A 16,214-nucleotide genomic window follows, 5' to 3' on the forward strand; every position below is an offset into this window, starting at 1 on the left:
TTAAAAGTATAGGTTACAAAAATGAATACAGTAATTAGTAAAAAATTTTTAGCCGTAGTAATTAGCAGCCTGTTAGTTGGGTTTACTACAAATCATGATGCTTTTGCACAGTCGTCAGATGGAACTGGTTCTGTCACAAACGTTTCGAAACAAGAAGAAAAAGAACATCAAGATGAGCATGAACACGAAAAGGGACATGAAGAAGATAAAGGTGACCATGACGAGCACGGCCATGAAGGTGGTAATAAAGAGGGAGAAGAAGAACATGAAGAAGGTATCACTATTGATCCAAAGAAGATGTCGCTTGCTAAAATTAAAGTGGAAAGTGTTAAGCCTGAATATCAATTTAGCTCCGTATATGCACCTGGCGAAATAAAAGCTAATGGCTATAAAAGTTATGTGGTATCACCACGTACAGAGTCAGTCATTATCAGTCGCCATGCAGCGCTTGGCGAGTATGTAGAAATAGGTCAGAAGTTAGTTACATTATTTAGTGAAGCAATGGCACAAGCACAAGCTGACTATTTAATCGCTTCAACCGAATGGCAACGTGTAAAAAAGCTGGGTAATAAGACGGTGAGTGAAAGTCGATTATTACAAGCTGAAACAACATACAATGCGAGCTATGGCAAGCTCATTGCTTTAGGGTTAACTGAAAAAGCAATAAATGGTATTTCTAACAAAGACATTAAAGCATTTGGACAATATGCATTAACGGCGCACCGTGAAGGTGTCGTGCTTCAAGACGACTTTATCCAAGGGCAACGTGTTGATGCTGGGGATTCAGTCATGTTGTTAGCTGATGAAAAACAACTATGGGTTGAAGCAAAAGTTTCTCCAAATAAAAAGCTAAATTTATCAATTGATTCTCCTGCGGTACTTAAATTAGAAGGCCAGAGTTACAATGCCAAAGTTATCCAAGAAGCCCATACAATTGATCCCGTAACTCGTACAAGAATTATTAGATTGGGGGTACAGAATGCTGATGATAACCTTCATTCAGGTATGTTTGTAAAAGTTTACTTTCAGTTTGCCACAAAGCAGAAAGTGATGGCTGTGCCAGAAGAAGCATTGATCCGCAGCGCAGATGGTGATTGGACCGTATTTGTCGAAGACCACCCTGGAGAATTTAAAGCTGTAGAAGTAGAACTAGGCCGAGCCTTAGGTGATTTTAGGGAAATCATTGGCCTTGATAGTGGGACGCGAATTGTAACCAAAGGCGCATTTTTTGTTGCTTCTGAAATCGCTAAAGGCGGATTTGATCCGCATAACCACTAAGGAGCAAGACTATGTTTAATAAAATAATAGATTGGTCTGTTAATAATAGACTCCTGATTTTGATTGCGCTGTTTGCCACAATTGTCGGCGCAATTATGGTTATACCAAAACTAAATTTAGATGCCTTTCCTGATGTTACTAATGTTCAAGTTGCTGTAAATACTGAAGCGCCAGGACTAGCTGCTGAAGAAGTTGAACAACTCATTACGTACCCCATTGAAGCGGTCATGTATGCCTTACCTGATGTAGAACAAGTGCGCTCAATTTCTAAAACAGGCTTGTCTGGCGTCACGGTTGTTTTCAAAGAAGGCACCGACATTTACTTTGCAAGACAACTCGTATTTGAGCGTCTTCAAGCCGCAAAAGAACTGATACCAGAAGGTGTCGGCACACCCGAAATGGGGCCAAACACCTCAGGGCTAGGCCAAGTATTTCAGTACCTTCTTATTTCAGATAAAGATGCAGGCTATGATGCTATGGCACTCAGGAGTCTCAATGATTGGGTAGTAAAATTACTCGTTATGCCTGTCGATGGTGTTACTGATGTACTCTCCTTTGGAGGTATTGTTAGGCAGTACCAAGTAAATGTAGATCCATCTAAGCTTCTTTCTTATAACCTAACGCAAGAAGACGTTGTTGGTGCCCTAGATAACAACAATGCCAATGTTGGCGGATGGTATATGAACCGTGGGCAAGAGCAGCTTGTTATTAGAGGTGCAGGTTGGTTTGAAAGTGGTGACGCTGGTATTAGTAATATCAAACAAGTTCCCGTCAAAACAGTTGATGGGACAGTTGTGACGGTTTCGGATATTGCTAAAGTTGAAATGGGCAGTGAAATTCGTCAAGGTGCTGTCACAATGACGCGCAAAACCGAAGACGGTAAAGTCGAAAATTTAGGTGAAGTTGTCTCTGGCATTGTCTTAAAACGCATGGGGTCTAATACTAAAGCCACCATTGATGGTATCAATGCAAGAATCCCATTGATTAATCAAGCATTGCCTAAAGGTGTTCGCTTTGAACCATTTTATGATCAGGCTGATTTGATTGAAAAAGCCGTTGATACAGTAGTTGATGCACTATTACTAGCATTTATTTTCATCTGTATTGTATTAGCACTATTTTTAATGAATATACGTGCAACCTTCCTTGTCCTAATATCTATTCCAATTTCAATTGGTATCGCGTTAATGATCATGGCTTGGTGGGGCATTTCTGCAAACCTTATGTCATTGGGTGGCATTGCCGTAGCCATTGGTATGCTAGTTGATGGTTCAGTCGTGATGGTTGAAAACATGTTTAAGCATTTAAATAGACCAGACTCTACCCATTTAAAAACTGTAAAAGAAAGAGTGCCTAGTGCTGATACTGATCCACATGATGTAGAACAAGATGAGCATGGTATTAAGTTACGTCTTCAAAATGCGGGTAAAGAAGTGGCTCGTCCCGTATTTTTTGCAGCTTCTATTATTTTAGTCGTATTTACGCCTTTATTTAGCTTTGAAGGTGTTGAGGCAAAGTTATTTCAACCTATGGCAATAAGCATCATTTTAGCTGTTATATCTGCTATTGTGGTTGCGTTGTTTTTTGTACCCGCTTTAGCTACTTATTTATTTAAGTCAGGTGTAAAAGAGAGGGAAAGCTTTGTTCTTAGGCCATTAGACAAACTCTACAGAAAAGGGCTTACATTCGCACTAAAACACACCAAATTAGTCATTTCAGCCGCACTTATATTAGTTTTCTCTGCCTTTGCATTAGTTCCATTAATTGGTACTGAATTTGTACCTGAGTTAGAAGAAGGGACGATAAACTTAAGAGCAACGCTTGCACCTTCTTCCAGTTTAGATACCGCGCTCACTGTGGCACCAATTCTAGAAGAAAAACTAATGGCTTTTCCTGAAGTAACCTATGCATTAAGCCGAATTGGTCGAGCAGAAATAGGTGGAGACCCAGAGCCAGTGAATAACATCGAAATTTACATAGGGTTGAAGCCTGTTTCTGAGTGGACCAGTGCATCTAATCGATATGAACTTCAAGGAAAAATGGAGAGATCTTTAGAAGAATTCCCTGGGTTGCTACTCAACTTTTCTCAACCTATTGCGACTCGTGTCGATGAGCTACTATCTGGTGTTAAGGCTCAGTTGGCGATAAAGTTGTTTGGGCCTGAACTTGAGGTACTGGCGGCTAAAGGTCAAGAAATAGAAACAGCAATTAAAAACATTGAAGGTGCAAGGGATGTTGCATTGGAGCAAATTGCTGGTGAAGCGCAATTGGTGATAAGTCCTAACAGGCAAGAACTATCACGCTTTGGATTGTCTGTGAGTGACATAATGGAGGTTGTGCGTGATGGTATTGGTGGTGTTGCAGCCGGACAAATAATCAATGGTAATGAACGTTATGATATTTACGTTCGCATAGAGGAAGAGTACCGAAGTAACAAAGAAGCTATTGCTGATATTCGGCTTCAATCACCTACTGGTGCTTGGGTGCGACTGGGTGACGTAGCCTCAGTCTCATTTGAGTCAGGCCCACCACAAGTTAGACGCGATGATGTACAACGAAGAGTCGTTATCCAAGCAAATGTACAAAATCGAGATATGGGAAGCGTGGTTGCCGATATCAGAACGGTAATTGCTGAAAAGGTTGACTTACCTTCAGGTTATTCTGTTTCGATTGGCGGCCAGTTCGAAAGTCAAAAACGTGCTCAAAATAGGTTAGCTATAGTTGTACCTTTATCGTTAGCACTAATCGCACTACTACTTTACTTTGCCTTTGGTTCTGTTGGTCAAGCTATGCTGATATTGGTCAACGTGCCGCTTGCTGTAATTGGCGGAGTTTTCTCCTTATATTTATCTGGACAATACTTGTCTGTACCAAGCTCCGTTGGCTTTATTACCTTATTTGGTGTAGCGGTATTGAATGGGGTCGTTATGGTAGAAAGTATCAACCAACGTATTAAAGACGGTCTAGAAGCATCTAAAGCCGTTTTTGAAGGCGCTACTTCAAGATTAAGACCTGTACTTATGACTGCTATAACATCAGCTTTAGGTTTGATACCGATGTTAATGTCTAATGGTGTTGGTGCAGAAATACAGCGCCCATTAGCGAGTGTTATTGTTGGCGGCTTGGTAACTGCAACACTGTTAACATTATTTGTTTTACCTGTTTTATATCGCTGGTTTTCAGAGAAAAAAATAAAAGAGCTATCCAGATAAAATTACTGTGAACTCTAACCCCACGCTAAAGTCACGTTTAGCGTGGGGTTATTGAGTAGATGAACGAAAAGAAAGATTAGATTTAACAATAAACTAATAGTCATGACTGCTTTGTCGGAATATTTGTCGTTAAACAGGCCAAAGCTAACTTCCGCTTTCGTATCTTTGCAGTCTTAATCTCTATGTGTCTCAAGGTCGGCTTATGGCACAGAGCAGACCGCCGGTAATTATTGAGTGATGCAATCCACGGCTATAACTGACCAAGAATAGAAGTTCTTTATGTAATGAAAAATAAAGATGTGCTGTCGCTCCTCTGGCAAGCATCGGCCTAAATAAACTCTACCTCGAAGTAAACCCGATTAGCTTTCGTATAACAGATAGGCAAATTACCACTTCAAATCACTTACTGTAATAGATGTTTTAAAGCGATTTCTCGTTGTTTAAGAAATTTACCTAATAAAAAACATAATTATTTTTAGAGTGTAATTTAGTTAATAAATCTCAATTTAAGTGCCATATTTCATTATAAATCAACAAGTTCTCAACGCGCCGTGAATTCTCGATTTAAGTGGCACTGATCAATTTTTTTGAAAAAAATTACTTTTTATTTCACAAGCAATTGATAACCATTATTGTTTAGATTAATATGCACCTACTAAATGAAATTGAGAGTAGTTTGTATTCATGTATATTTGTCTTTGTCACGGGGTGACTGATAAAAAAATTGAGCAAACAATTGACGATGGTGCAACTACCATGCGTGAATTAACTAAAGAGCTTAAAGTAGGCAGCCAATGCGGTAAGTGTTGTTGTTGTACTAAAAAGATCCTAAATCGCAAACTTATTGAGATTGCAGATATTACCGATCAAGTCGCTTAATTCGTTATTACAAAATTCAGATACAAAAAAAGCAGCTTATAAAACTGCTTTTTTTATGACCTAAATTTACCTTACAGTTGAGACTGTAAGTAATTTTCAAGCCCTGTATTTTGAATAAGTAGTTGCTGGGTTTCTAGCCAGTCAATTTGTTCTTCCTGCTCGTTCAAAATATTGTCGAGTGCTTCACGGCTAATATAATCTTTTTTGTTTTCAGCTAATTTAATTGCACTGCGCAAATCATCAATTGTATCAAGCTCAAAGCTCATATTTGCGGCAATCATTTCTTCGCTGTTTTCGCCAATGCGTAAACGGCCTAGGTCTTGTAAGTTAGGTAAGCCTTCTAAAAATAAAATACGTTCGATTAAACGATCGGCGTTTTTCATTTTTTGAATTGAAACTTTGTAGTCTGCTTTATCAAGCTGGCTAAAACCAAAATCTTTAAACATACGGGCATGCAAAAAGTATTGGTTAATACCCACAAGCTCATTAGCGAGTACTTTATTTAAAGCTGCTATAACGTCTTTATCGCCTTTCATACTTTATGCTCCTTACTCGCCCATTTGTGCTTGGTGGTAGTTTTGCGTACCAATTTTATCAATTAGACCAAGTTGTTGCTCTAACCAATAAACGTGATCTTCTTCGGTATCAAATAATAGCTTTTCTAACACTTCGCGAGACTGATAATCTTGCTGCTCTTCACAAATAGCAATTACCTCTTTAACACATGCAACTACTTCAAGCTCCAATGTTAAGTCGTTTTGCATCATGCTTTTTACATCGTTACCAATTAAAAGGTCACGGCGTTTAGTCATGTTAGGCACGCCTTCTAAGAACAAGATGCGTTTGATCAGCCAATCAGCATGATCTTTTTCTTCTTCCATTTCATGGTTAAGGCGTACATATAATTTATCTAAACCCCAGTCATCATACATGCGTGAATGAATAAAATACTGGTCAATTGCGGCTAACTCATTGGCTAGCAAAGTATTAAATGCATCGATTACTTTTTGATTACCTTTCATGATAAATCACCTTAACTATTTTAATTGTGCACAGTGTAGTTAAATTTGCGTATTTTGCAAGTTTTTCTATAAAAATCATTAATTTACAATTGGTTTTGATTCTTATTTAAGTTTGCGTTATTGCTTGGTTTATGTACAGTTTTGCATTTTCATTTAACGGGTAATGCTATACCCACTTGTGCCGTTTACACCATAAATAAACACCACTGAGTATAAAAAATGCTAACGACATTGATATTAAAAGCCATACAAATTTTACAATCGGCCCTGCAAATGCGCCAGTATGAAACACATATTTAAAGTTCCATACATGGGTGACTGCATTTGCTTTACTGGCATCATACGCGCTAAGCACTTTAGCGTTGTATGGATTTACCCACACCCAGCTATAAGCATGGCTTTCTCCTGGGTTTTGTAGGCGTAAAGCGATTGGGTCATTGTGTTTTTTAGGTAAGTAAATACGATACAAAATCCCCTCAGGAAATACATCAAGGGCTTTATTTATTGCTTGGTCGTATTTAATACTTGCTGTTGATTTTGCTATCACTTTTGGCGCTTTAGGCCTATTTTGTACTTGAGAAAATGCCACGGTTTCTACTAATGTTTTGGTCGCGCTTTTCCAATTAAAGGTGATACCTGTAAAGGCTATAAGCAATAGCGGTAATAAAACATAAACACCAAGCACGGTGTGTAGCTGATACATAAGTACTTTAAATTTGGCTTTAGGTTTAATCGCCAGTCGTTTTAGGCGGTTTTTAGGCTTTACCCATAAATAAAAACCCACTAACACATTTATTATTAATAATAGGGCGCATACAGAGACCACGTTTTTTAGTGGCTTTTCACCAAAGGCTGTTTCAAATAATAGCCAGCGATGCAAAGCAAGGGTAAAACCATACAGCGTGTCATTTGTTTGGTATTGAAAAATTACTTTGCCTGTATACGGGTTCACACTGGCGTTACTGCCATCACCTAATCTAAATTGCCAGCTGGCATTAGGGTTACTAAGGGGCATAAAGCGGGTGATTTTTTTATCTGTTTGCTGCTGTACTGCGCGGATTAACTCTGCGTGGCTAAGCGTTTTGGTTTGTGGTTCTACCTGCCATTTATCGGGCTGAATATAATATTGTATGTCATTTGCATAGAGTAAAATGGCACCGCTAATACTGAGTATTAACAAAAAAAGGCCACTTAGTAAGGCAAGGTATAAGTGAATTCGACGTAACCAGATTTTCAAAAGTAATCTCTATAATAAGCAGTTACAGCGATTGTAAGTGATAGAACAGGTGTTTATCAATTTATAAAATGTGACCCTTTGTGTAAGCAAACTACTGTATATAAAACCGCGAACAACACGCTAAGCTTTAGACCCTTAAATAAAGTTTAAAAATTTAGTGGCTTTAAGTCAGTAAAAGTTCGTATGAGTAATGCGCTTTAATTTTTATAATAATGAAATAAATACCAGCTAAAAATTAAAATATGCACGGTTTGCGTTCTTGCTTATTTTTGCGTGTAAATTTTAATTGCAACTTATTGATGTTTAAACTGTAATTATGTGATGTATTTTAAACGCTTTGCGGGCTAAAACTTGCGTCTTTTAGGTTTTAGTGCATTATTATAGGTAATAAATAATACAATTACAGTTATTGGATATATAGCATGGTTGAAGGAAAAAAGTATGGGCTGCTAAATGGCACAGCTCAGTCTGTGCGTAGTAAGCTGATCATTACTTTTTTAGTTATTGCTATTGTTCCACTTTGCTTGCTGACCTGGTTTAGCTTACAGCACGTTAATAATACCTTGCAAAAAAATGCAAATGCAGAGCTTCATGAATTAAGCTCTATCGCCTCAGAGTTTGCTAATTTATGGTTTGATGATCACCTTACTGATTTATATACCTTTAAAAATCAGCTTTATAACTTCCCGCTTGAACAAAACAAATTAATAAATCATTTTGTTAGTCAATATGACTTTGTAAACAGTATAGAAATTATAGCTGCATCGGCACTTAAGCAGCCCATTATCTCGCCTTATGGGCAGATAAACAAAGGTGAGCTTAGTACGCTTATAAATTCGGTTAATACCTCAACGCCAGCCGCTTTTGGCTCTGTTATGTTAAATGGCAAACAGTTTAATATTGTGGCTATGCCTTTGCTTAATTCGGCGCAACAACTAGAGGGTGTAATTCTCACAGAAGTAAATATTAATGGGCTTTTAAAAAGCTTAAACACCATTCACAACATGCACAACGAAGTGAGTTTTTTTGTACTACATAATAATAAAATAGAGCGCTCTTCGGTAACAAATGCAGATGAGGCGCCTGTTTTTTCGCAAACGGCCCTCACCAGTAAGCAAGTGTTTGATTACGCCAGTGCCAACGGCACGACATACCATGCATATATTAGTGATTTAAATTTTTTAGGTGTGCAAGGGTGGCAACTTTTAGCAGCAAAACCTTTGCACATTATGCTCAAAGACTCTACTTATTATAAGCAGCTGGCTATTTTTACAAATGCAGTTTCTTTACTTCTCATTTTATGCGCAGCGTGGTGGTTTAGTCGGCGCTTATCTAAGCCTTTAATTCAGCTTACCTCAGTAATGGCCCGAATTACCGATGGCGAGAAAGTAAAGGTGCCTACTTTAACTGATAGCCACGAGTTAAATAGGTTATCAGTAGATCTTCAAAAAATGGTGGCATTTAAAGAAGAGCAGCAGAGCATACTGCAAAAGCAGCGCTCTGCTTTGCAAACTGCGTTTAAACAATTGGATGAGCAAAAAAGTGCCCTCGATGAGCATGCCATTGTTGCGGTAACAGATTTAGCGGGCACCATCACCTTTGTAAATAAGAAGTTTTGTGAAATTAGCGGCTATGAAGAACATGAGCTTATAGGCCAAAATCACCGTTTACTTAATTCAGGAAGGCACGACAAAGGCTTTTTTAAAAGCATGTATAAAACCCTTAAACGGGGTGAAGTATGGAACGGCCAAATTTGTAATAAAGCAAAACATGGCGGTTTTTATTGGGTAGACACCACCATAGCGCCATTTTTTGATGAGCACGGAAAACCGCAAAGCTATATAGCCATTCGTACTGATGTCACGCCATTAAAATTACAAGAGCTTGAACTTGAGCAGCACAAAACCCAGCTTCAGTTAGTCATAGATACCACCGCCGTAGGAATATGGGATTGGTTTATAGATACCAGCAAAGTGACTTTTAATAATCGCTGGGCAGAAATAATAGGCTATAAACTCAGCGAGTTAGAACCTACCACTATTAATACTTGGTATAAGTTTGCACACCCCGATGATTTGGTTATTTCAGAGCAAAAGCTAAAAGCGCATTTTAATGGTGACACCGATTACTATGTCAGCGAAGCGCGAATGAAACACAAAGATGGCCACTGGGTTTGGGTACTCGATACTGCAAAAGTAGTCGACTGGAACCTAGATGGGTCGCCTCGTCGTATGATTGGAACACATTTAGATATTACCGAGCGTAAGCAAATAGAGTCTGAGCTACAGTATAGCCGCGATCGCTTTGCTTCTTTGGTGGAAAATATTCCAGGGGTTATTTATCGATGTAAGTTCGATAAAGCCTGGACTATGTTGTACATGAGTGACCAAGTAAAAGACATAACAGGCTATACGCCTGATGACTTTATTAATAATAAAACACTAAGCTTTGCCGCTATTATTCACGATGGCGATCAAGATGTTGAGCTGCAGGTAAGTACCTGTATTGCACAAAAGCTGCCTTGGTCTATTGAATACAGAGTAAAAAGAAATGATGGCAGTATTCGTTGGGTACACGAAAAAGGCCAAGCAATTTATGGCGATGACAACGAGGTTCTTTATTTAGATGGCTTTATTTTAGACATTACTGAGCGCCATAATACTCAAGTAGAAATTACCCGCCAACAAAACCTGCTTGAAGCAATGAGTAAACAAGGCCAAATTGGCGCATGGGAAATAAACCTTGAAAACCAAACCATGTATTGGTCAGACGAAGTAAAAGTAATACACGAAGTTCCCGACGGGTTTGAGCCTAGCATTGATACTGCCATTAACTTTTATAAGCCAGGAGAGCACCGCGATAAAATTAGCACGTTGTTTGAATGTGCGGTGACTTTAGGCGAAAGCTGGAGTGTTGAGCTGATAATTTTAACTTATACCGGTAAAGAGCGCTGGGTTAAGTCGATGGGGCAGGCGGAATTTAAAGACGGCAAATGTGTGCGTGTCTTTGGCTCGTTCCAAAGTATTGATGCACATAAACGCCTAGAGTTAGAAAGCGAAAAAGCAAACGCCTATAACAAAAATTTAGCGTCATTAACGGTTTCGCCTGAGGTACAAAATAGCGACGTTGCGCAAGTTAAAAAGCTGACGATAAAGTCGATGGTAGAGGTATTAAATGTTGAGCGTGCCTCTATTTGGATATTTAACAAACAGTGCGACGAAATGGCGTGCCATGGTTTATATACTCGAAAAGATGGATTTGTGGATTTTGACGGCGTTCTTAAAAAGGCTGATTTTCCAAGTTACTATGAGGCTATTTTTGAGCAAAACCTAGTGGCAATTGAAGATGTATATACGCATAAAGCAACCATTGAATTTACGCAAAGTTATACTCAACCATTAAATATTCAATCGATGCTGGATGCGGTTATTTCATCTGGCGATGGAAATTTAGGTATTTTATGTGCAGAAACTGTAGGGGCTAAGCACATTTGGACGCAAAGCGAAGAAACCTACTTGCGCTCTTTGGCTACGTTAGTCGGTAGTACCTTGGTCTCGCAAAAGCGTAAAGAAACCGCTGAAAAGCTAAAGGTTGCTTTAGTGCAAGCACAAGGTGCTGCTGTAGCAAAAAGCCAGTTTTTGGCAACCATGAGCCACGAAATTCGTACACCGATGAATGGCGTATTAGGCATGTTAGAGCTGGTAGAGTTAGAGCCATTAAGTAAACCAATAGAAAAAAAGGTCGCTATTGCTAAAAGCAGTGCTCATTCTTTACTTGGCGTTATTAACGATATTTTAGATTTTTCTAAGGTGGAAGCGGGCAAAGTTGAGCTTGAGCATATACATTTTAATGCGCGCGACTTAATTGGCGAAATAGCCGAGGCACAGGCCTTTACCGCACAAGAAAAAGGCATTGAGATTATTTTAGATTTAGTCTCCTTGGAGCCTTCACATTTAATGGGCGACCCCGGGCGCATACGCCAAGTGGTAACCAACTTAATTAGTAATGCGGTTAAATTTACCAGTCAGGGTGAAGTGGTGGTGAGCGCATCTATAGAAAAAACCGACCAAGACCTACTGCTAAATATAAAAGTAAAAGACTCAGGAATAGGCATAACCAAAGCAAAACAACAGCAATTATTTACCCCTTTTTCGCAAGTTGATGCATCTACCACGCGAGAATACGGAGGCACGGGGCTGGGGCTTGCTATATGTAAACAGTTATGTGAGCTAATGAATGGTAAAATTTCACTGGCAAGCGAACCTGGCAAAGGCAGCGAATTTACTGCAACCATGCAAGTGGCTGAAGGCATCGAAAAAGAACGTACCATCCCTAATATAAATATGAGTTCGTTAAATGTATTAGTGGTTGATGATAACGAGACAAACCGCTTAGTTATCTCTCAGCAATTAGGGCATTGGGGGGCTAATGTTACGCTTGCTAGTAGTGCAAAACAGGCGCTTGAACTATGTGCGCAGCGTATAGAAAATGATCAGCCTATGTTTGATATTGCTGTGCTAGACATGCAAATGCCAGAAATGGATGGAATGGAGCTGTGTAAAGTGCTTAAAGCACATGATGACTATAAAGCCATGCCATTAGTAATGATGACCAGTATTGCAGGTATGGAAGGCGCTCAGCGCTACTCAAAAATTGGTTTTCAGGCTTATTTTCCTAAGCCGGTTACAACCGCCGATTTAATTTCTGCGTTATCGGTTATTACAAGTTCAGACAGCACCGAGCCCCTTCCTTTGGTGACCCCAGGGTATATTTCGTCACTCAGAAAAGAAAAATCAGACACACCTGCAAAAATTTTATTAGTTGAGGATAACCCCGTTAATCAGCATGTTTCTACACTGATGCTTAAAAAGCTAAATTGCGAAGTAATACTGGCGCAAAATGGTCAAGAAGCCATAAATACCTTAAGCGAGCATAACGAAGGGTATTTTGATTTGGTGTTAATGGATTGCCAAATGCCGGTAATGGATGGCTTTGACGCCACGGCTAATATACGAGACGGTATGGCAGGGGATGAGCACAAAGCAATAAAAATAATTGCCCTAACCGCCAATGCAATGGACTCAGATAAAGAACGTTGTATTAATGCCGGTATGGACGACTACTTAACTAAACCCATTCAGCTTGATATTTTAAAAGAAAAAATAGAGCAGTACTTTTAGGATTAATAACATGAGTAAGCAAATACAAATACGCGACGCTAAAAAAAGCGATGCGCCAACAATTTTACAGTTTATTACCGAACTGGCCATTTACGAAAAAGAACCCGATGCAGTAAAAACAGATGAGCAAGCAATTATAAAAACGCTGTTTAGTGAAGGGGCAACAGCACACAGTGTTATTTGCCTTGAAGGTGATGAGCCTATTGGCTTTGCGGTGTATTTTTATAATTACTCTACCTGGCTGGGTAAAAATGGCTTATATCTGGAAGATTTATACGTAAGCCCCGATAGCCGTGGCAATGGTGCGGGCAAACTAATAATGAAACACCTTGCTAATAAAGCCATAAAAAACGACTGTGGACGTTTTGAGTGGGTAGTATTGGATTGGAATAAACCCGCTATAGATTTTTATAATAGCATTGGGGCAAAAGCCCAAAACGAATGGATAATCTACCGCCTAGCAGGCCAAGACTTGCTCGATTTTGCTGAGCAATAGTGATACTAAAACGCTTAATTAAGTGGGTTGGTATAATACTTTTTTAAAAGCAGATGAGTGCCGAAAACGGCCAGTATCTGTTTTAAAAATTGTTATGCTAAGGTACGTTTTATTGATTAAGACCCTACATGAATAATCAGTATTGGCAAAAAGCACGGCAAAGCCGCGATGCACGATTTGATGGCTTGTTTTACGTTGCGGTAAAAAGCACCGGTATTTATTGTCGGCCAATTTGCCCCGCGCCCACCGCTCAAGAAAAAAATGTGGTGTATTATCAATATGCGCACAACGCAGCGCAAGCAGGCTTTAGACCGTGCATACGCTGCAGGCCCGATAGTGCTCCGGGCAGCGCTGCTTGGCAGGGGGTAAAAACGACCGCGCTTAGAGCTAAGCAGTTAATTGATTTAGGTGATAGCTGTAATTGCGAAATACTAGCTACTCGTTTGGGTATTACCAGTCGTTATTTGCGACGCATATTTAATCAGCACTTTGGTGTGTCTGTTACTCAGTATCGGTTATTTAACCAATGTCAGTTTGCTAAAAAGCTCATTCAAGAAACCACATTACCCATAACCGATATTGCATTTGCCGCTGGGTTTAAAAGTGTGCGACGTTTTAACGATGCTTTTTTACAACAGTTAAATATAGCGCCATCAAAGCTCAGAAAATCAAAAAAAGAGGCAACCCCTGTGATTGTATTAACTCTCCCTTTTAGACCTCCTTACAATTGGCAGGCTTTGCACAGCTTTTTGTCAAAGCGGTTAATAGAGCCTATGGAGTGGATAACCCCAACCAGTTACGGGCGAACATTTAAGCTAAAAGGGGCGGTAGGTTATTTTAATGCGCACTTTAAGGCGCAAAATAACCATTTTAAAGTTGAAATAGTAATAAATAATACCGAGCACTTACAAAAAGTAATTAATAATATACGCCGTGTACTTGATGTAGATGCCGATATAAACCCTATTGAAAGCCACTTAAAAAACAGTATTAATGGGGCATTTACATTAAGTGAAGGGCTACGCTTACCTGGGATATGGTCAAGCTTTGAAGCGGGGATCCGCGCTGTATTGGGTCAACAAGTTAGCGTGGGGGCAGCGCACACTTTAGTAACAAAGCTGGTTGCAGAGCGAGGCGATAAACACGCAGATAAAGTGTATTTTCCACAGCCTGAGGATTTAGCGACATGCGACTTTGAATTTTTTAAAATGCCGCAATCGCGCAAAAATGCATTAAAAAATTTATCTAAGTACTGCGCTGATAACCCCGATAACAGGGTTTTGGATAATTGGCTCGATATAAAAGGCATAGGGCCGTGGACTGTTAACTACGCTAAACTGCGCGGGCAAAGTAACCCAGATATACTATTAGCCGGCGATCTCGGAGTAAAAAAGGCGCTGATTAATGCTAAGCAATTTAACCCAGAGCTGAGCGCTCCATTTCGCTCGTACTTAACGTTTCAACTATGGCAGCAACTTTCATGATTATACAGACCGCAATTTCGAGTCCGATTGACGATGTTATTATTCAAGCGACTGAAAACGGGGTGAGCTATGTTGGTTTTTACCCAAAAACACACTACACCCATACACCCGTTGAGCAAGTAACAAATGAAGCGGTTTTAATCTGCGTAAAGCAATTAAACGAATACTTTAATGGTCAGCGCAAAACCTTTAATGTGCCATTAGATACGCAAGGTACGCCTTTTCAAAATGGTGTGTGGCAAGCGTTGCTCAGCGTCCCTTTTGGCAAAACCATGACCTACGGCGATATAGCTAAACAATTAAATAACCCTAAGGCGGTAAGAGCAGTCGGGGCTGCAAATGGCAAAAACCCCATTAGTATTATTGTGCCATGCCATCGAATTATTGGTGCAAACTCAAAGCTTACTGGGTACGCTGGTGGCCTTGAGAGAAAAAGTTGGCTACTAAAGCATGAAGGGATAATTTAACTGTTACAGCACTGGCAGCTTTGTTATCACAAGCTACAATTTACATTATTTACTAATAAAAATTATTATGAGTATCAGCAGCTTAAATTATTTATTTATATTTGGTTTGATGTTTTCTTCAGCGGTGTTTGCTAACTCTCAAACGCTTATATTTTGCTACGAAGATAAAGACGTTACACCTATGTTTTTGGGCATTGGGCAAGAGGTACCTATAGATAACCCTGGCGCCTCAATTGAAATTTTAAAGCAACTGGATGCCGACATACCCAATGTGGCTATTTCATTTGTTAGAAAACCATGGCGCAGATGCCTAAACGATTTAGAGCTTAACCGTGTTAATGCCGTTATTGCCAGCTATCGTGATGGGCGTGAACGTTTTGCTGTGTACCCTACAAACGAAAAAGGGGTGTTGCTAGAAAAATTTGCAGTGAGTCGTTTTAGTAGCTGCTTAATAGGGCGAGCTCGTTTTCATAAACAATGGCAAACACGTGAAGTATTTCAAAATAAAGCGTTCACTATCGCCATTCCTAATGGCTATGGCTTAAACAGCGCGCTAAAAGAAGAGCCTTTTTATATTCATAATACTTTTTCAAAAGACAAAGCTTTTGAATTACTTGATAAAGGAGTGGTACAGGCAAGTGTTGATTTATGCCAAGTAGATGACTTAAAAGTGTCGAGCTATCAACATAAAGGGAGCGATGTAAAACCCCTTTACCCGCCTTATGAAACAACCGACGGTTATTTAATTTTTTCAAAGCAGTTTTACCAGCAAAATAGCCAGCTTAGTAAAGAGATATGGCAATGGTTAGCGCGCTTTGACAGTGCACAAATTTATATAAAATACTTGCAAGCTGTTGAGTAATAAGAAAATCAAAGCGCTTATTAACTAAAATAGCGATATGAAATTGGTATTAATCGCATATTAAGGTAGCATAAGCGCACTTTTTATCTTAAGGCAC

Annotated in this window: 11 protein-coding genes; 8 read left to right on the plus strand and 3 right to left on the minus strand. The window is 39.4% G+C overall.

Annotated features, from left to right (window positions below; all coding sequences use genetic code 11):
• Positions 1 to 21 precede the first annotated feature (21 nt).
• The 3 genes from PSH54_RS02485 to PSH54_RS02495 all read left to right on the plus strand — a co-directional run bounded on the left by PSH54_RS02485 (position 22) and on the right by PSH54_RS02495 (position 5,369).
• A complete protein-coding gene (locus tag PSH54_RS02485) occupies positions 22 to 1,278 on the plus strand; it encodes an efflux RND transporter periplasmic adaptor subunit (RefSeq protein ID WP_010388432.1) in 1,257 nt (418 codons plus the stop codon).
• A gap of 11 nt (positions 1,279 to 1,289) precedes the next feature.
• Positions 1,290 to 4,490 (plus strand): efflux RND transporter permease subunit, encoded by a 3,201-nt coding sequence (locus PSH54_RS02490; RefSeq protein WP_273605408.1) that lies wholly within the window; start codon positions 1,290 to 1,292, stop codon positions 4,488 to 4,490.
• A gap of 684 nt (positions 4,491 to 5,174) precedes the next feature.
• Positions 5,175 to 5,369 carry a (2Fe-2S)-binding protein gene (locus tag PSH54_RS02495; RefSeq protein ID WP_004588794.1) on the plus strand — a complete coding sequence of 65 codons (195 nt, stop codon included), beginning with the start codon at positions 5,175 to 5,177 and terminating at the stop codon, positions 5,367 to 5,369.
• 71 nt (positions 5,370 to 5,440) lie between these two features.
• Here PSH54_RS02495 and bfr (PSH54_RS02500) read toward each other — a convergent pair whose 3' ends face one another.
• The 3 genes from bfr (PSH54_RS02500) to PSH54_RS02510 form a co-directional block, all read right to left on the minus strand.
• Positions 5,441 to 5,905: a bacterioferritin gene (gene bfr / locus PSH54_RS02500; RefSeq protein ID WP_004588793.1), complete on the minus strand. Its 465-nt coding sequence runs from the start codon at positions 5,903 to 5,905 to the stop codon at positions 5,441 to 5,443.
• A gap of 12 nt (positions 5,906 to 5,917) precedes the next feature.
• On the minus strand, positions 5,918 to 6,391 hold the full coding sequence (gene bfr / locus PSH54_RS02505; protein ID WP_024031963.1) for a bacterioferritin: 474 nt from the start codon (positions 6,389 to 6,391) through the stop codon (positions 5,918 to 5,920).
• A 166-nt stretch (positions 6,392 to 6,557) separates the two neighbouring features.
• On the minus strand, positions 6,558 to 7,628 hold the full coding sequence (locus PSH54_RS02510; protein ID WP_273605409.1) for a PepSY-associated TM helix domain-containing protein: 1,071 nt from the start codon (positions 7,626 to 7,628) through the stop codon (positions 6,558 to 6,560).
• Between the two features lie 422 nt (positions 7,629 to 8,050).
• Here PSH54_RS02510 and PSH54_RS02515 point away from each other — a divergent pair, with 422 nt between their 5' ends.
• The 5 genes from PSH54_RS02515 (at position 8,051) to PSH54_RS02535 (ending at position 16,117) form a co-directional block, all read left to right on the plus strand.
• Positions 8,051 to 12,808, plus strand: coding sequence for a PAS domain-containing protein (locus PSH54_RS02515; RefSeq protein ID WP_273605410.1), 4,758 nt, complete (start codon positions 8,051 to 8,053; stop codon positions 12,806 to 12,808).
• Positions 12,809 to 12,818: 10 nt separating this feature from the next.
• The gene (locus PSH54_RS02520; protein ID WP_004588789.1) at positions 12,819 to 13,304 is read left to right on the plus strand and encodes a GNAT family N-acetyltransferase; all 486 of its coding nucleotides are present in this window, start codon (positions 12,819 to 12,821) and stop codon (positions 13,302 to 13,304) included.
• Between the two features lie 128 nt (positions 13,305 to 13,432).
• Positions 13,433 to 14,788 carry a DNA-3-methyladenine glycosylase 2 family protein gene (locus PSH54_RS02525; RefSeq protein WP_273605411.1) on the plus strand — a complete coding sequence of 452 codons (1,356 nt, stop codon included), beginning with the start codon at positions 13,433 to 13,435 and terminating at the stop codon, positions 14,786 to 14,788.
• On the plus strand, positions 14,785 to 15,255 hold the full coding sequence (locus PSH54_RS02530) for a methylated-DNA--[protein]-cysteine S-methyltransferase (RefSeq protein ID WP_029774244.1): 471 nt from the start codon (positions 14,785 to 14,787) through the stop codon (positions 15,253 to 15,255). Before PSH54_RS02525 ends, PSH54_RS02530 begins: the two co-directional genes overlap by 4 nt.
• Positions 15,256 to 15,322: 67 nt before the next feature.
• Complete coding sequence (locus PSH54_RS02535; protein WP_273605412.1) at positions 15,323 to 16,117, plus strand: amino acid ABC transporter substrate-binding protein; 795 nt, start codon at positions 15,323 to 15,325, stop codon at positions 16,115 to 16,117.
• Positions 16,118 to 16,214: the final 97 nt, after the last annotated feature.

It is taken from the genome of Pseudoalteromonas sp. Angola-30 (assembly GCF_028599215.1).
Classification (GTDB): Bacteria; Pseudomonadota; Gammaproteobacteria; order Enterobacterales; family Alteromonadaceae; genus Pseudoalteromonas; species Pseudoalteromonas atlantica.